Below are 17,400 nucleotides of genomic sequence, written 5' to 3'. Positions count from 1 at the left end.
CCTAAAAATCAGCCCATCAGGCCGCATTTCAACGGCCTGATGCGGATGGAGACTTACAAAGGCGGCAAAGTAGTTGCATCCTGAAGGTCTGAAGAAATCCGATCTTTCTGAGCTTTCCACGCTTTGCGCGTATCTTCGCCCGCATTATTCCAACGGTCTGTAACGTTCTTTTCTGCGTTGGTTACGCGGTCACGCTGTGCCTGTAGTCTTTCGCGTGCTTCCTCACCGCTGTTGTTCCAACGATCTCGAACGCTCTTTTCCGCATTGGTGACACGGTCACGCTGCGCCTGCAGTTTCTCACGTGCTTCCTCACCGCTATTATTCCAGCGGTCCCGCACATTCTTTTCCGCGTTGGTGACGCGGTCACGCTGTGCCTGCAGCTGTTCACGCGTTGCTTCAGTGCTGTTATTCCAACTGTTGCGCACCTGATCCCGCGCAGCCTGACCACTGTTTCTGAAGCCAGATGTCAGATTATTGGCATCATTGCGCACGCTATCACGTGTTGCATTCAGTTGGTCTTGTGCATCCTGCTGCAGACAGCCTGTCAAAGACAGACACGGATCAGCATGCGCTAAAGATGCCGAGCCAGCCAGAGCCGCCACAGATAAACTCATCACCGCAAATTTCTGAACAAATCGCATAAAAACCTACTCTTTCTTCAATTTTGTCCACATAAAGTGGCGCATTCATGAATTTTTAGACATGTGATTCTGGCAAAAAATAGTCCACCCCAGCCCTTGCGAGAACACGATTGCAGCCGCAGCATAGCGACAAGATTTTCGACACAAGCAAGGACCCTGCGTATCGTGATGAAACCTGTTTTTCACCCGGCAAAATGGCCAAGCCTGAACAAACTAAAATTTGCTGGCTCTCTGGCAGCTGCCCTAAGCCTATCTACCGCAGCCATAGTCGCAGCTGAACCATCACCACAACCAGCCAAGCCAACATCCCCTGTAACAGGGCCTGCCCCAGCGCAAACGCAAACAGATACATTTCACAATGCAGCCGCCCTGTTACCTCAAGATGCCATTACACATCACACTGGCGTTTTTGATAAACGCAAGCTGGCCTATACAGCCCATACAGGCACCTTGACCCTGCGAGATGATGACGGTGCCCCCACAGCACGTATTTTTTATGTTGCCTACACGCAGGATGGCGTAGATCCGGCACATCGACCTGTTGCCTATTTTTTTAATGGTGGCCCTGGCGCTGGAACGGCTTATCTGCATTTGGGAGCAGCTGGGCCTTCCATTCTGTCCTTTCCCAACGGCAACCCAGCTGATGGAGCCAATGCGCAGCTTACACCCAACACAGAAAGCTGGCTGGCGGCGGCTGACTTAGTGTTTATAGATGCGCCAAGTACGGGTTGGTCTATCCCCACAGATGCCAAAAAAGCTGCCAAGGAATTTTACGGCGTCAAACAGGATGCCCATGCGTTTGCCAAAGCCATTCAGCTTTGGGCACAAAGCAACAGCCGGCAGATGTCTCCACGTTATCTTGTTGGTGAAAGTTATGGCGGCTTGCGCGCCATTGAAGTGGCCGATGCCCTTGCACAGGATCAGAACATTTTGGTGAACGGGATCATCATGATCTCTCCAGCATTGGACATGACATTGCTGGATACGGCCAATGATATTCTGGCAACCAGTTTTGTCCTGCCCTCTCTGGAAGCATCACAACTGGCGCTGCAACATAAACTGACGCCAGAAAACGCTGCAGGCCATCTGGATAGTGCATACCACTACGCTATTGGCCCTTATTTGAGCACACTGGCCAACACACCCCTTGCCGGAAACGCAGCACAGGATTTTTACGAAGATATTGCCGCACATTCGGGCATTCCGCTTGAAACCGTGGCAAAAGAGCGCGGTATGCTGCAGCCTGAAGCGCACGATGTACGTAGCCGTAACGGGCGGCTTTACTCACTTTACGATGGCACATTCTCTATTGCCGACCCATTTCCCGAAGGTGTGGAAAATGGTGCAAGCCCTGACCCAATTCTGGATGGCTTTACCCGCGCCTATGGCAGTGCGTTTGAACACTATGCCGCAACGGATCTGAACTTCCGCACGCCACTGAGCTACACACTTCTGAACATGAAGGTGAATGAAGCATGGGATTATCGGGATGGTGGCAGCCCTATTGTGCGCCCTATTCCTACGCTGCGCCGCCTTCTGGCACTTAACCCCACCCTGCGGGTTTTTATTGCCAACGGATATTATGATCTGGTCTGCCCCTTTGCCTCATCCCGTTGGGTGGCAGAGCATATTCCTGTGGGTAGAAACCGTATTGCCCTGCACACCTACCCCGGTGGGCATATGCTCTACATTCGGGCGGATAGCCGCGCAGCCCTTGCGCAAGATGCCAAAACTTTCATGACGCCATAAAAAAACGGGTGGGGAATTTCTTCCCCACCCGTTTTTGCCAAACGGTAAACCGTTTTTCCCGACAGATCAGCGCTTGCTGAACTGGAAGGAACGACGAGCCTTGGCGCGACCGTATTTCTTACGTTCCACCTTACGGGAGTCACGCGTAAGGAAGCCAGCAGCCTTAAGGATGCTGCGCAGTTCTGGTTCGTAATGTGTCAGCGCACGGCTGATACCATGACGAACAGCACCTGCCTGACCAGACAAACCACCACCTGTTACGGTGCAAACCACATCGAACTGATTGTAGCGGTCAGACACAAGGAAAGGCTGGGTCAGCAGCATGCGCAGCACGGGGCGCGCAAAGTAAGTGCCAACCGGGCGACCGTTAACGGTGATTTCACCCTTGCCAGGCTTGATCCACACACGTGCAACGGCGTCCTTACGGCGGCCAGTTGCATAGGAGCGGCCCTGAGCGTCACGCTTGGCTTCATAAACCGGGGCATCAGAAGTAATTTCTGGAACCACGGTCTTCAGATCGGCCAGCGTGCCTGTACGTTCCTGAGTTTCAGACATTCTGCTCAGCCCTTCTGCACGTTAACAACGTTCTTGCGGTTCATGGCCGCAACATCAAGCTGCTGGGGGTTCTGGCCAGCGTGCGGGTGTTCTGCACCGGCATAAACATGCAGGCTGCGCATCTGCTGGCGCTGCAGCGGACCGCGCGTGATCATGCGTTCCACAGCTTTTTCAACCAGCTGACCCGGATTTTTGCCTTCAAGGCGCTGCTTTACAGTGCGTTCCTTGATGCCGCCGGGATAACCGGTGTGGTAGTGGAAGAGCTTCTGATCAGCCTTGCGGCCTGTCAGGGCAACTTTTTCCGCGTTGATGACAACAACGTGGTCACCGCAATCAACATGCGGAGTAAACTGAGGCTTATGCTTGCCGCGCAGGCGCTGGGCAATGATGACGGCGAGACGACCTAGAGCGAGACCTTCGGCATCGATCAGGATCCAGTTCTTCGTCACCTCCGCGGGCTTCAGCGAGAGGGTGGTCTTCATGACACTGATTCCATACTAGAACAGTTGTGTATCCAAGATGGCGCCTTATGCGGTGCCAAAAACAAAACGTCAAGCACTGTTTGCGTTGATGGCTGTATTTTCAGGGGGTTTTCTATAGGTAATATATTACCGTATCGGCGCTTGCAGCCCCATCCGCCATGCACTAAAGCTGGTTCTGTGTCCCGAAAACAGTAGGATTTTCAACGGGTGAAGAAGAACGTTCTGGTCATGATTTCCGGCATTGCCGTTTTAGGTGGCATTGGCTGGCTTGGCGCACGCCATGCCGAACACCTTATGCTGGATAAAAGCATAGAGCGTTTTCGGCAGACATTGGGGCCTGATGCGTCTTTTACCTATAAAACAGCCACTCCGGGCGTGCTGGGGCGCAGTGTAAAGTTTACAGACCTTGTGTTCCGCCAAGGGGCAGAAACCATAACAGCAGATGAGGCTGAGGTTTCCAAACCTGTTACCAAAGGTTCTGAAACCCCGTTGATTGAACATCTGTCCTTCCGCAATTTTCAGATGGCAGATACGGCAGGCAGCCTGCATCTGGAAAAACTGGCGCTGGAGGGAGTGACACTCCCGGTAAAGGAAGATGTGCATACACCTGCACATGCGCTTTCCATCCAGCATGCGGCCGCCACAAAACTGCACGGATTTATTGACAGCCTACAATCCGATGTGTCTGCCGCCACTGTAACGGTAGATGATTTTGGGGAAAGCATGGCCTCTCATCTGGAGGGCGCACAAATACAGTTTTCCGCAGATGTTCCACCCGCGCGACGTGTTTCTGCCGAACATGTGGGGATAGATGGGCTGGATCTGGCCGGATTGTACAGTAGCCTCACAACGGGTACGGCTTATACAGGCCGGAATGGCACCCGTGATATCCAAATTGATCATCTTGCCATTGATGGAGATAGCCCTCTCCTGCGTGCTGTGAAAATTCTTTCCCATTCCAGCAAGTCCGAAACAGCGGAACAGGAAGTTTCCAGCGTGCAGGATGCAGAACTTTGGCCCAGCCTGCCTAATCTGGAATGGTTGCCCACCCTGGGTTATGACCGCCTGCGTGCCTCTTTGGTATTGAATGACACACATGATCTGAAAACAGACAAACTCCATATTGAAGAATTGAGCATAGATGCCACACAGATGGGGCGCCTGCATCTGGACGGAGACTTCAGTCAGGCTGGTTCCCATACAGTGGTTGCCGCAAATACAGATATGCAGGTTTTAAACATGCACATGACCTACATGGATCATGGGCTTGTGCCTAAAATATTGGATCAGGCCGCCAAGGCACGCAGCATGAGCCTACAGGATATGTTGGCCACGTGGCAGGAACAAACCAAACAGGGCAATAACCCGATTCTGGCACAAGCCCTTGCCTACGCATTGCAGCCGCAAAAAGGGCCATTGGATATTTATATTAAGCCACAACGCCCTCTTCCGCTCATGACAGTTCTGGCATCCTTGGGGGCTGTGGGGGTTGCCCCACAAATTGCGCAGCAGGTTGGCCTTTCCCTGCACACACCGTAATGCAACGGCCTGACACAGTGTTCCCTCAAGCAAGCCCTGTTCATGTTATCGGGGCATCTGGCCGCTCCGGGCGCGCTGTGTGTCAGGCTTTGTTGGCAAAAGGTGTTCCCGTCATTCCGGTTGTACGGAATGCCAGCAAGGCAATAGGGCTAAAGAATATCCGCATTGCTGATCTAACAGCCCCAACCGCGCGTTTAAAACCTATATTGGAAGATGCCACACGCATTGTCTGCACGGCACATGCACGCAATATTCCAGCCCTGTTGGCCGCGGCCCCTCCCGCTGCCAAATTGGTCTGCTTAGGCAGCACCCGTAAATTCACACATTGGCCTGATGCACACGGCAATGGCGTTTTGCTCGGTGAAAAAGCCCTGATGGCATCCGGACGGGATGGTATTATTTTACACCCCACCATGATTTATGGTGCACAAGGCGAAAATAATGTGCAGCGTCTGGCTGCGCTTTTGCGCTTTTTGCCTGTTATTCCCCTCCCCAATGGTGGAACAGCTTTGGTGCAACCCATATGGCAGGGGGATGTAACTGCCAGTGTTCTGGCAGCATTGGAGCGCACATGGCAGGGCCCGCGCAGCTTGGTTATTGCCGGAAAAAATGCCGTAACCTATAAACAGTTTGTCTCTTTGGTAGAACAGGCCAGTGGCCTGCGCCCACGCCCTTTTATTTCATTACCAGCCAAATTTCTTATGGCCTGCGCACGCATAACCTCCCGGATTCCAGGGTTGCCGGAAATCGGGCCAGATGAAATTCGTCGTCTGCTTGAAAACAAGAACTTCGATATTTCACCAATGCAAAATTTTCTGGGTGTGCAGCCTATAGACTTGCAAGAAGGGCTGGCGCGTACCTTTACAGGCTGATACGCGCCAGCTTCTGCTTATGGTAGATCAGGTGTGTTTATGCCCATCTTTTCTAGCAGCGCCGCCTCTTGGCCGCACTGCGGGAAGCATTTCACCCGTTACGGCGTAATAAACCCGCTCCGCAATATTGGTTGCGTGGTCACCAATACGTTCCAGATTTTTTGCAACGAACAAAAGATGGATACATGGGCCGATCTTGCGCGGATCTTCCATCATATACGTCACCAGTTCACGGAACATGGCTGTATATAGCTCATCCACAGCTGTATCAGCTTTCCATACTTCCATAGCGCGGGTGCTGTCATTTTCCACCATGGCTTCAATGGCCTTGTGCAGATTTTCCTGCACAAGGCGTGCCATGGCCCGTAAGGGGCTGAAGGAAAAAGCACCATCCAATGGTTCCACCTTCATGGCACGGCGCGCAATGCTGGAGGCATAATCCCCAATACGTTCCAGATCACCGCTCATTTTCAGAACGGCAACAATCATGCGCAAATCCACTGCCATGGGTGCGCGCAGGGCCAAAATGCGAATTGCCAGCATTTCTGCTTCACGCTCCAGCGCGTCCACCTCCGTATCCAGTTCAGGAGGTTCAATAGCGGCTTCTTCATCCTGATCCACCACTGCGGCAATTGCCTGCGCTGTCTGGCGTTCTACCAGACCACCCATACGGGCAACAATTCCACGCAGTCGATCAAGCTCCTGATCGTATCGGGTAACGGTATGTGCTGGTTCGTTTCCCATAACGTGTTCCTTTCTGCTCACCCAAAGCGGCCGGTAATATAATCCTGCGTCTGCTGTTCACGCGGGTTTGTGAACATGCGCGCTGTGCTGTCTACTTCAATCAGCTTGCCCATATAGAAAAACGCCACCTGGTCCGCACAACGCGCAGCCTGCTGCATGTTGTGTGTCACAATAGCAATGGTGAACTCTGTTTTCAGCTCATCCAGAAGTTCTTCAATACGGGCTGTGGAAACCGGATCCAGCGCACTTGTGGGCTCATCCAGCAGAATGACTTCGGGCCGCACGGCAATCGTGCGGGCAATGCACAAACGCTGCTGCTGGCCGCCAGACATGGCCGTAGCAGAACTGCTGAGCCTGTCCTGCACCTCGGACCAAAGTGCCACACGCCGCAAGGCATCTTCTACCCGTCCATCCATTTCTGAGCGGGAAACACGCTCATGCAGCCGAATGCCAAAGGCAATATTATCATAAATGGACATGGGGAATGGCGTGGGTTTTTGAAACACCATGCCAATGCGAGAACGCAGCACGTTCAGATCCACCCCGGAAGCCAGAATATTCTGGCCATCAAAGATCACTTCACCCGTGGCTTTCTGGCCCGGATACAGATCATACATCCGGTTGAGCACACGCAGCAATGTCGATTTACCGCACCCTGAAGGGCCGATCATGCTCGTTACACTACGTTCCGGAAAATTAAGGGAAATATCGTGCAGCGCGTGTGACTTGCCATAATAGAAATCCAGATCCCGCACCTGCAAGGCAATCGGGCGGATATCTTTTTCTGCTTCAGCAACAGTGACTGTCTGCTCTGCGGCAACGGTTTCCGTCTGGACCTCTACGTTCATGTCCGTCCTCCTCGGGTTCCTACCCGCACCACAATATTAACAACCAACACACCAAGGGTCACCAGCAATGCGCCCGTCCATGCCTGCTGCATCCAATCCTGATAGGCCGAACCGGCATACTGGTAGATAGCCACAGGCAGGCTGGCCATCGGTCGGTCCATATCAACAGACCATTCGGAATTACCCAATGATGTAAACAGCAGCGGCGCGGTTTCACCCGCCACACGCGCCACAGCCAGCAGAACGCCTGTAAGAATACCTCCGCGTGCCGCACGCAGGCAGATAAACAGAATTACCCGCCATTTCGGGGCACCCAATGCAATACCGGCCTCACGCATGGCCACAGGCACCAGATACAGCATATCCTCGGTTGTGCGCACCACAATCGGCATAGCCAGAATGGCAAGCGCCAAAGAACCGGCATACCCTGAAAAATGCCCCAAAGGTGCAACCAGCACCATATAGATAAACAGACCAATCAGAATAGATGGGGCAGAAAGCAGCATGTCTGAAACAAAGCGTACCGTGCGCGCCAACACACTGTTGGCCCCATATTCTGCCAGATAAATACCTGTTAGCAGCCCGGCCGGAGTGCCCAGCAGAATAGCCAGCCCCGTTTGCAGAATGCTGCCCATAATGGCATTTGCCAGCCCACCATTCTGGCCCGGCGCGGCCATGGAATGCGTAAACAGGTTTACGCTCAGACCAGCCAAGCCGTTTTTGAACAGAGTCCACAAAATGGACCCCAGAACACACACAACAATCAGCATGGCCAACCAGCTGAGGCCGGTTGCCATTCTGTCAGCCAGCTTTCTGCGCCATAGTAGCGAGGCAGAACGATCGGACCGAAGCAGGGAACGAGACATGGCTATCCTTAACCTCCCGCAGCTTTCTGCCCACGAGCCAGAAGCCAGCGGGAGAACCAGAGTGTCAGGAACGAAATCGCCATCAGAATAGCGCCCAGCGCCATAAGTGATGCCAGCTTCAGGCTGCCTGCTGGGCTTTCTGGAAATTCCAGGGCAATAAGAGATGCAATGGTATTGGCCGGTGCAAAAAGCGACCAGCCAATATGGTTGCTATCACCAATCACAAAGGTCACGGCCATTGTTTCACCCATGGCGCGGCCCATACCCAACACCACAGCACCAATAACGCCCTGCCGAGACCACGGAAGCACCACATTGCGCATTACTTCCCACCGTGTAGCACCCAACCCATAGGCACTTTCACGCAGCACCGTTGGCATGGAAACAAACACGTCCCGCATAACGGCGGTAATGGAAGGCGTAATCATAATAGCCAGAATAAGGCTGGCGGTGAACAAGCCCGTGCCAAATGGTGCCCCTGCCACCAATGCGGAGAGCCCCGGCACATGCCCAAACAGATGCCGCGCAGTAGGCTGCACGTAATGGGCAATTAGCGGCACCACCACAAAAAAGCCCCACATCCCAAAGATAATGGAAGGGACAGCAGCCAGCAGTTGCACAGCCATACCAATAAACGCCGCCGCTGCCGGAGGGGCCAGAGCCGCCAGCCAAAATGCTGTGCCAAAAGCTAGCGGCACAGCCACAACAAGCGCCAACGCACTACTGACAATGGTGCCAAAAACGGGTGCCGCTGCCCCAAAGTGCTGTGTAACAGGGTTCCACACCGCAGATATAAGGAACTCAGGCCCAAAAGCAGCAAAGGCTTTCCAGCCTCCTACTGCCATCACACCAATAATGGCCCCCAGCACCACCAGAACACCTCCGGCTGGGTGGTTCTTTTTTGTTGCGGGCAGGGGCTGCCTTGCGGAAATTTCCATCTGCTCTCCGTTCCGAACGTCCGCCGGATGCGAGGAGGAATACTGAAGGCGTCCGCCTCCTGCAACATAATCCCCTCAAGAAAGCTGGGCAAAAGCGGATTTGTAACAAAACTGTAGCAGGAAAAATCACGATCCGGGCCTCGTCTGCAATCCCGGCCTGACAGAAGTTTCTTTGTAGTCTAATGTGCAGCCCCCATGTATCTGGCGCAAGCCAGATAGCTCCGGAACCACACAGCAGACAGAAACCAGAGAGAAGACCCCACCATGGCCGGTTACAGATCCCGCACTACAACACACGGGCGCAACATGGCAGGCGCTCGCAGCCTGTGGCGTGCCACCGGGATGAAAGACTCCGATTTTGGCAAGCCCATTATTGCGGTTGCCAATTCCTTTACTCAGTTTGTGCCTGGCCATGTGCATCTTAAGGATATGGGCCAGCTTGTGTGCCAATCCATTGCCGATGCCGGCGGAATTGGCCGTGAATTCAATACTATTGCGGTAGATGATGGCATTGCCATGGGCCATGGCGGCATGTTGTACAGCCTGCCCTCGCGCGAACTGATCGCCGATGCCGTGGAATATATGGTGAACGCACATTGTGCCGATGCGCTGGTTTGCATCAGCAACTGCGATAAAATTACACCGGGCATGCTTATGGCCGCCATGCGGCTGAATATCCCCACCATTTTTGTTTCTGGCGGCCCGATGGAAGCCGGACGCGTCACACTGGCAGATATTGAACAGCGGGCAGACCTTGTGACCTCCATGGTTTCTGCTGCCAACCCGAATGTGAGCGATGCCGATTCGCTCGCCATTGAACGTTCGGCTTGTCCTACCTGCGGCTCCTGCTCTGGTATGTTCACGGCCAATTCCATGAACTGTCTGACAGAAGCTTTGGGCCTTTCCCTACCCGGCAATGGCAGCCTTGTGGCTACTCACTCCGCACGCCGTGGCCTGTTTGTAGAAGCCGGGCAGCGCATTGTGGATATGGCCCGCCGTTATTATGAGCAGGACGATGCCTCTGTGCTGCCACGCAGCATTGCCACCATGGATGCGTTTGAAAATGCGATGTCAGTTGATATTGCAATGGGTGGTTCTACCAACACTGTGTTGCATCTGCTGGCTTCTGCGCACGAAGGCAACGTGCCCTTTACCATGAAGGACATTGATCGCCTTTCCCGCAAGGTGCCGCATCTGTGTAAGGTTTCCCCTTCCCGCCCGGATGTGCATATGGAAGACGTGCACCGTGCGGGTGGCATTCCAGCCATTATGGGTGAGTTGGATCGGCTTGGCCTGTTACACCGCGATGTGCCTATGGTGCATTCTGCCAACCTGCCAGAAGCCCTGAAAAAATGGGATATTCGTGCTCCGGGTGCTGAAACCAACACCACAGCGCGAGACTTCTTCCGGGCTTCTCCGGGCGGTGTGCGCACTACGGAAGCGTTCTCTCAGTCCAGCCAGTATCATGAACTGGATATGGATACGGAAAACGGCGCCATCCGTAACGGGGCACATGCCTATAATCAGGATGGCGGTTTGGCTGTTCTGTACGGCAATCTGGCTGAAGATGGCGCCATTGTTAAAACAGCAGGCGTTGCCGCAGGGTTGGAAACATTTTCTGGCCCGGCCCGCATTTTTGAAAGCCAGGATGCCGCTGTTTCCGCCATTCTGGGTGACAAGATCAAACCCGGTGATGTTGTGCTGATCCGCTATGAAGGCCCCAAAGGCGGCCCTGGCATGCAGGAAATGCTCTACCCCACCAGCTATCTGAAATCCAAAGGGCTGGCTGAAAAATGCGCTCTGATTACGGATGGTCGTTTTTCAGGCGGCAGTTCTGGCCTTTCTATTGGCCATATCTCCCCTGAAGCTGCCGAAGGTGGCGTGATCGGCCTGGTAGAGGAAGGTGATATTATTGAAATTGATATCCCCAACCGTAAATTGGCCGTTGCCGTGCCGGAAAGCGAGTTGTCTGACCGTCGGGCACGTATGGATGATCTGGGCGATCAGGCATGGCAACCCAAGCGCGACCGTGTGGTTTCCAACGCGCTAAAGGCCTATGCAGCCCTTACAACCAGCGCAGCCCGCGGCGCGGTAAGAGATGTTAGCCAGCTTACGCGGCGCACGCCCCGCTAATACGCACGTATTGAGCGCCTCTGTTACAAAAAGCCCCGGTGGAAAAATATCCACCGGGGCTTGTTTATTCAGGCCATTCTTCTCGAGCATTCCCAAAAAAGGAGAATACCCAAGCAGAGGAAATCTTACTGGCCAGCCGCTGCCGGAGCTTCAAGAGGTGCAGGCGGAGGAGCGGCCTGCGTTGCGGGTGCCGCTGCGACACTATCACCCGCCGGAACAGCAAGCTGCTGCCCATTGGCTTGTGGCTGCTGCACGTTTTCATTGGTGATAACGTAGGAAATGGATTCCGCACGGGTAATATCCACAACGTCACCAATTTTCAGAGTGGCCAGAAAATCCTGCATGGCCTGTGTACGCAAAACAGCCACATGCAATGCGCCATCATCCGTTACAAAAGAAACCGTATGGGTTTTCAGATCAATCGCCTTGATGGTGCCACGCTCACGGTTGAAAGCAGCAATAACCCCACGCGGATGACCATGCGCATAGCCGCGCGCAGTGGTAAGCGTGGATTCGGGCAGAGGGCTACCCGGAGGCGCCATCTGGGCACCCAGAGTTTCCACAAAGCGAATCTTGAGGTGATCACCTTCATGCAGGTGGGGCAGATCACGCACGGCACTACCATATTCAATAGTAATTAAATGCCCATTGCCTTCACGCAGCAGCACTTCACGCGCATCACGGTCCACTGTTTCAACAACAGCGGTTGCGGTCTGGTTTTTCAAAAGCACGGAAGCCTGGGCATGAGCTGCGGAAGGAGCAGCAGCCAGGCCAGCTACAGCGAGCGTGCACACAGCCACAGAACCTGTGACCAAAGAAGACATACGGGAAACGAGAGGATGCAACGCTCTTAATCCTTTCCAACATCCGTCTGATGCAGCCATGCGCCAGACACTGGGTTATTTTAACGCTCGTGATACAATGGTTTCACCATAACACAAGCCATGACGCCACGTTATAGGGTCTGACAACGACGCGATCAGAAAACAGAAAACCCGCCTGGCATACCAGACGGGCTTTGCTGCGCGAAATCTGCAAGAAACAAATATTATGCGCAGGACTTCTTTTTACGCAGGAAATACACCACTGTTGCAATCAGTCCGGCAACCAGAAGACCACGCACACACGGAGATTTCGGGCACTTAACCGCACACTTGGACATGTTTTGTTATCCTTGATCTATTCCGCCCGTTACAGTCAGGCAGATATGGTATTCTAGCCTATACGTGCCCGCACGTCATGCCATTGAAACCGCTGTAGGCGCATGTTCATGACAGCTGCGCAAAAATCTAGACCGTCAGAATCGATACGGCACGATTTTAGCGCCCTGCATATCTGCACAGCTTACAAACAAATCAGAAATAAAAGCACGTTGCGGGCCTCAATATCTTCTATTTTACAGACCATCACGGTCGGTCTGCATCATCCTCCCCCAGAAAACTGATAATATGCTTCAAGTCAGTCAGCAGAATTCCCACAACAAAACGTATAATCGGGTCTGCCGTTTCATCTTCTGCCGGAAGGGCTGAAATAACTTCTGCCGCCACGCGGCTATCATCTCCGGATCGGGCCGTTGCTTCATCATTACAGCGCTGGATCACCCATTGGAACCCACGTAAAAGACCCGCACTAATAGTTGCCACCTGTTGCGGCGGAATACTGGCCCCCGTATGCGGAAAACGCAGCATGGCACGTGCAACCACCAAAGCATCCATCTGCAATTGCCGCACTTCCTTGGGCAATTGCGCCAGCATGGGGTCTCGCTGTTCCAGCGGCTTCCAGTGTTCGCGCCGTGCTTCCTCCAATGCCGCCTGCACCTTGCGCAACGAGGCAGCACACTCATCATTCATGTCTTGAATGGTCACCCAATCTGTGTGACCAGAACGAGCTTTTTGCAACATCGCCACAATCTGCGTGACTGTTTCCGCTGCATTCCGAAAGGCATCTCGCCGTGCCTGCTCATGCAGCACAACGTATGTCACCAAAGTGGAAACCCCCACCCCGATCAGAATAGCCAGAACACGCTCAATAGGGCGAAGATACGGATCCCCTTCTGTGGGAAACAAGGTGGCGATCATGAGTGTTACCACACCCATACGTGCTGCGGGCTTCCAACTGACCAACACAGCCAATGGAATAAAGGCAATTGCAAAGGCCTCCCACAAGGGCCAGTGCAAAAACATCATCAGCGTAATGGGCACAATACTGGCAACCGCGCCAATAAGGGTACCAACAATCTGATCCCGCCCTTTGGAGATGGTATCCGTAATACTGTTTTGCGTAACAATAACGGATGTAATAATAGCCCAGCCCGGCTCCTGCAGGTTGGTTAGCCACACCATAAAACCAGAAAGACCAACAGCACTTAACAGCCGCACGGTCTGCCGCGCCACGGCATTATTCAGCCATGGCGCCTGAATAGAAAATGGAACCATTTATTGGGACGTATCTTCACCCGTTAGAGAAAACGGAATCCAACGCAAACCATCTGAATCATGCACAAGCAGCAACACAGAACGCTTCTTGTCCTTTTTGGCGGCTTCAATCCGCTTTTTCAGGTCTGCTGGTGTATTCACCTCGGCTTGTTGCACTTCGGTAATCACATCTCCGGGCTTTAACCCTCGGTCTGCCGCAAGGCCATCTTCCTGTACCGATGTCACCAGCACGCCCTTCTGATTTGCCGAAAGGCCGTATTTCTGCCGGGCTGCTGTATCAATAACGCCAACAGAAAAACCAAAATCTGCAAAACTGACAGTTTCCTTGGTTTTGGATGTAGGCGCTGGTTTTTGCGGCGTTTCATCCGCAGGTTCTGGCAACGCGGCAATGGTTACGGGCAGATCCAAGGTTTTACCATGCCGCCACACCCCAAGATGCGCCACACTCCCAACTGGAAGCTGGGCAGAAAGGCGCGGCAATGCCTTACCCTCAATAGGTTGCGCATTCAGCGTCTGAATCACATCCCCTGTCTGCAAACCGGCCTTGGCAGCCGGGCCATTTTTTTCCACTCCAGCCACCAAGGCGCCACGTGCTGGCGTAAGCCCCAGGCCATCGGCAATATCCTGTGTAACATTCTGAATTCTTACACCCAGCCACCCGCGTGACACCTTGCCGGTTTTACGCAGTTGCTCCACCACATTGCGCGCTTCATTGGATGGAATGGCAAACCCGATACCCACAGATCCGCCAGAAGGAGAATAAATGGCCGTATTTACGCCAATGACCTGCCCGTTCATATCAAACAAGGGCCCACCGGAATTGCCCTTGTTAATGGGCGCATCGGTCTGAATGAAATCATCATACGGGCCTTGGTCAATATTGCGCCCGCGGGAGGAAATGATCCCGGCTGTAACGGTGCCGGACAAGCCAAACGGGTTGCCAATGGCCAGCACCCAATCCCCCACCCGGTGGGTGTCACTATTGCCAAACGGCACAAAAGGCAGTGGCTTTTTGCTTTCCACCTTCAAGAGCGCAAGATCGGTTCTATCATCATGCCCAACAGCCTTGGCTATCAGAACTGTATTATCCTGTAAGGTAACTGTAATACGGTCTGCCTTACGGATAACGTGGTTGTTGGTCACAATATAGCCGGTAGGATCAATAATAAAACCAGACCCCAATGCCTGCATACGCCGAGGTGGCGCATCTGGTTCTGTCTGCCTGTTCATGAAATCATGAAAAAACTTTTCGAACGGAGAGCCCTGAGGAAAATTGGGCATCTGCGGCAATTGGTCATCTTCATCATCATCGTCCGAATCTGCCCGCACTGTCTGGGTGGTGGAAACATTCACCACAGCAGGCAGAAGCTTTGCTGCCAGATCTGCAAAGCTTTCAGGCACACGCTGGGCCACCACAACAGGAGGTGTTGCCGGCGCAACCTGATCTGCCTGTGCAGGCTGCATAAAACTTGCACCTGCCAGCAAAAGACTGGACAGAGAAAAAATACGGGCAAAACGGACAGATATATGCATGAAAAAACAGTCTTTCTGTCAGACAGCAGCAGGAAAATATATTGAGAGTTTATGGCATGAACATGCCAAAAGGTCAGCCCGCTTTACACATGTAGGTTTTTGTTTTGCCCCCAGCAAAATGTGTGCGGCCATTATTCCCTTGCCAAATCCAGAACCCATGCAGCAACCGCCTCCCCCAAAAGGCGATACCCAGTATCCCCCATATGAATGCCATCGGGAGAAAGTTCTTCCCGGCCCAACCCGTATGTTTCACTCCACTTTTTCATCAGGGCAAAACGCGGGAACACCGGCATATTCAACGCCTTCCCCAGTGCATGCACCGCAGCCTGAAACGCAGGCGCCTTGGGGCATTCATCCAGCAAACGGCACCACTGCAAATCCATCAGCGCAACATCTGCCCCGTTCTGACGTAAAGCACGCAGATCTTCACGTGTTATCTGCTCAAAATCCGCCAGACTCACCCCTGTCAGCGGATCATTCACTCCGCCTTGCCAGATCACCAAATCTGCCTTGTCTGCCAGAACCTGCGCCAGCCGCGCATGCATCTGCACAGCCCCCTGTCCACCAATACCGCGGTTGATAACTTCCAGCTTGTCAGGCACCACAGCCCGTAACTTCTGCTCAAAAATACCTGCATAGCTGGCGGCAACTGATGAAGCCCCAACACCTTCTGTAGAAGACGAGCCAAACAGCGTGATTTTGACTGGCTTTTTATGCCGCAAAAGCTGTGCCAGATGGGGCAAGAAACAGGCTTTGGCCAAGGACATGATTTTTCCTTACTCTTTTTAACGTCAGATCAGAGGGCGCCTATGTTCTGGCAGCCAATGCCGCACGCTGTCGGTTACGGCGTGTATCCAGCCATGCCGCCAGCCAGAACAACACAGCCAGCCCCACAATATTCACCGCCACCTGCAGGGCCCACCCTTCACCAAACGTGCTGAAAATAAGCCGTGCGTACAAATCCAGCACCGTGCCAACCACAAATATTTCCAAAGAATGGCGACCCACACGGGCCAGAATCTGCCCCCATTTACTTTCTGCCGCCCATTTGCGCGCTGCATCTGAAGACTGAACCAGATAAAAAATGGCCACAACATCCAGCAGCCGAAAAGGAGACAACCATGTTTTGGCTGGCGCTATAGAATCTCCAAATGGCCGGAAATCAGGCAGCCCCCATAATGTCCACGGAAAAGCCTGAATGGCGGAAAACACAAGGTACAGAACACTGGCTGCCACCAGTAACCCCTTACGTGGCAGGTCACCTCCGCGCCTTTGAGTCTCGGCGGAAGCTGTAAGCCCCAATGCAAACAGAAACTGCCAGGCAAACGGGTTGAAATACCAGCCGTCCGGATCCAGCCAATTGGGAAAATTGATTTCAGGATCAAAATTCACAAACAGCCAAATGGCACCAGACAACACAAGCGCAAGAGAACGGTGCACGCGCATCAGCACATAAAAAAGCGGAAACCCTCCGAGCAGCACGATATACAGAGGCAAAATATTAAGATTGCTGGGCAAGGCATCAAACATCATCACACGCCACACCCAGCCCATACCGTGTGCCAGTTCTGGCTCCAGATAATCAACAGAAACCGGGGTAAAATGGCGCCATGCCCGCACAGTAAAAACATAGGCAGCCACCATAATGGTCTGCCCAATGTAGAGCTGCACACAACGGCGGAAAATACGCTTTAAAATTGTTGGCACGCCGTATTTTTTAAAACCGCGCCCATATGCCAACCATGATGCATAGCCAGCAAGAAGCACAAAAACCTCTGCGGCATCTGCAAACCCAATATTGCGCATGGTAAAACGGTTGAGCAGATTTTGGGGAATGTGGTCTATAAACATCATCAGCAACGCCACACCCCGCATGGCATCAATCCGATGGTCCCGGCCTCGCCCCGCAACCGGCTTAGACGGCTGTGCAGACACAACCCCAGACCCAGATGTATTTTCAGCCTGTGAGGTCATTTTATCCACCCGACCATCCCATCCGCCACTGCGTTTACCATGTGCGTCATCTACCGGCCCCATCTGTTCTGTGCCAGAAAAAATCTGCCAC

At 53.2% G+C, this 17,400-nt stretch carries 16 protein-coding genes; 4 read left to right on the top strand and 12 right to left on the bottom strand.

All coding sequences use genetic code 11. The features are described from left to right. Positions 1–53: 53 nt before the first annotated feature. The gene (locus CSR02_RS02365; protein WP_099540431.1) at positions 54–641 is read right to left on the bottom strand and encodes a hypothetical protein; all 588 of its coding nucleotides are present in this window, start codon (positions 639–641) and stop codon (positions 54–56) included. A gap of 156 nt (positions 642–797) precedes the next feature. Between CSR02_RS02365 and CSR02_RS02360 the strand changes: the two genes are divergently transcribed. After that, on the top strand, positions 798–2,390 hold the full coding sequence (locus CSR02_RS02360) for a S10 family peptidase (protein ID WP_099540504.1): 1,593 nt from the start codon (positions 798–800) through the stop codon (positions 2,388–2,390). A gap of 66 nt (positions 2,391–2,456) precedes the next feature. On the opposite strand, the gene rpsI is transcribed toward CSR02_RS02360, so the two are convergent. Together rpsI and rplM are read right to left on the bottom strand one after the other, a co-directional pair. Further along, a complete protein-coding gene (gene rpsI / locus CSR02_RS02355) occupies positions 2,457–2,945 on the bottom strand; it encodes a 30S ribosomal protein S9 (RefSeq protein ID WP_042787971.1) in 489 nt (162 codons plus the stop codon). A 5-nt stretch (positions 2,946–2,950) separates the two neighbouring features. Continuing rightward, positions 2,951–3,427: a 50S ribosomal protein L13 gene (rplM, locus tag CSR02_RS02350; protein ID WP_006115057.1), complete on the bottom strand. Its 477-nt coding sequence runs from the start codon at positions 3,425–3,427 to the stop codon at positions 2,951–2,953. 207 nt (positions 3,428–3,634) lie between these two features. Here rplM and CSR02_RS02345 point away from each other — a divergent pair, with 207 nt between their 5' ends. Together CSR02_RS02345 and CSR02_RS02340 are read left to right on the top strand one after the other, a co-directional pair. Continuing rightward, positions 3,635–4,966, top strand: a complete 1,332-nt coding sequence (locus CSR02_RS02345; RefSeq protein ID WP_042787970.1) for a hypothetical protein — start codon at positions 3,635–3,637, stop codon at positions 4,964–4,966. Then, positions 4,966–5,838, top strand: a complete 873-nt coding sequence (locus CSR02_RS02340) for an SDR family oxidoreductase (protein WP_099540430.1) — start codon at positions 4,966–4,968, stop codon at positions 5,836–5,838. The genes CSR02_RS02345 and CSR02_RS02340 overlap by 1 nt, the downstream gene beginning before the upstream one ends. Positions 5,839–5,865: 27 nt before the next feature. Here the strand turns inward: CSR02_RS02340 and phoU are convergent, their stop codons facing one another. From phoU to pstC, 4 genes are read right to left on the bottom strand one after another with little or no spacing between them, the layout of a single operon-like run. Beyond that, complete coding sequence (gene phoU, locus CSR02_RS02335; protein WP_042787968.1) at positions 5,866–6,582, bottom strand: phosphate signaling complex protein PhoU; 717 nt, start codon at positions 6,580–6,582, stop codon at positions 5,866–5,868. Positions 6,583–6,599: 17 nt separating this feature from the next. Beyond that, positions 6,600–7,430: a phosphate ABC transporter ATP-binding protein PstB gene (pstB, locus tag CSR02_RS02330; RefSeq protein WP_099540429.1), complete on the bottom strand. Its 831-nt coding sequence runs from the start codon at positions 7,428–7,430 to the stop codon at positions 6,600–6,602. Then, a complete protein-coding gene (gene pstA / locus CSR02_RS02325) occupies positions 7,427–8,302 on the bottom strand; it encodes a phosphate ABC transporter permease PstA (protein WP_099540428.1) in 876 nt (291 codons plus the stop codon). Before pstA ends, pstB begins: the two co-directional genes overlap by 4 nt. 2 nt (positions 8,303–8,304) lie before the next feature. Beyond that, positions 8,305–9,234, bottom strand: coding sequence for a phosphate ABC transporter permease subunit PstC (gene pstC / locus CSR02_RS02320; protein ID WP_099540427.1), 930 nt, complete (start codon positions 9,232–9,234; stop codon positions 8,305–8,307). A 264-nt stretch (positions 9,235–9,498) separates the two neighbouring features. On the opposite strand from pstC, the gene ilvD reads away from it, so the two are divergent. Continuing rightward, a complete protein-coding gene (gene ilvD / locus CSR02_RS02315) occupies positions 9,499–11,367 on the top strand; it encodes a dihydroxy-acid dehydratase (protein ID WP_099540426.1) in 1,869 nt (622 codons plus the stop codon). A 125-nt stretch (positions 11,368–11,492) separates the two neighbouring features. Here ilvD and CSR02_RS02310 read toward each other — a convergent pair whose 3' ends face one another. The 5 genes from CSR02_RS02310 to CSR02_RS02290 all read right to left on the bottom strand — a co-directional run bounded on the left by CSR02_RS02310 (position 11,493) and on the right by CSR02_RS02290 (position 17,309). Then, positions 11,493–12,191, bottom strand: coding sequence for a hypothetical protein (locus tag CSR02_RS02310; RefSeq protein ID WP_099540425.1), 699 nt, complete (start codon positions 12,189–12,191; stop codon positions 11,493–11,495). A gap of 582 nt (positions 12,192–12,773) precedes the next feature. Beyond that, entirely contained in the window at positions 12,774–13,802 is a 1,029-nt protein-coding gene (locus tag CSR02_RS02305) for an FUSC family protein (protein ID WP_099540424.1), read from the bottom strand. Next, positions 13,803–15,335: a DegQ family serine endoprotease gene (locus tag CSR02_RS02300; protein ID WP_099540423.1), complete on the bottom strand. Its 1,533-nt coding sequence runs from the start codon at positions 15,333–15,335 to the stop codon at positions 13,803–13,805. A 131-nt stretch (positions 15,336–15,466) separates the two neighbouring features. Continuing rightward, a complete protein-coding gene (locus CSR02_RS02295) occupies positions 15,467–16,102 on the bottom strand; it encodes an SGNH/GDSL hydrolase family protein (protein WP_099540422.1) in 636 nt (211 codons plus the stop codon). 40 nt (positions 16,103–16,142) lie between these two features. Continuing rightward, positions 16,143–17,309, bottom strand: coding sequence for an OpgC family protein (locus CSR02_RS02290; protein ID WP_099540503.1), 1,167 nt, complete (start codon positions 17,307–17,309; stop codon positions 16,143–16,145). Positions 17,310–17,400 lie beyond the last annotated feature (91 nt).

The sequence above is a fragment of the Acetobacter pomorum genome (genome assembly GCF_002738225.1).
GTDB classification, from domain to species: domain Bacteria; phylum Pseudomonadota; class Alphaproteobacteria; order Acetobacterales; family Acetobacteraceae; genus Acetobacter; species Acetobacter pomorum.
The sequence above is the reverse complement of the archived record's forward strand: the minus strand, read 5'-3'. Positions and strand labels throughout refer to the sequence as shown.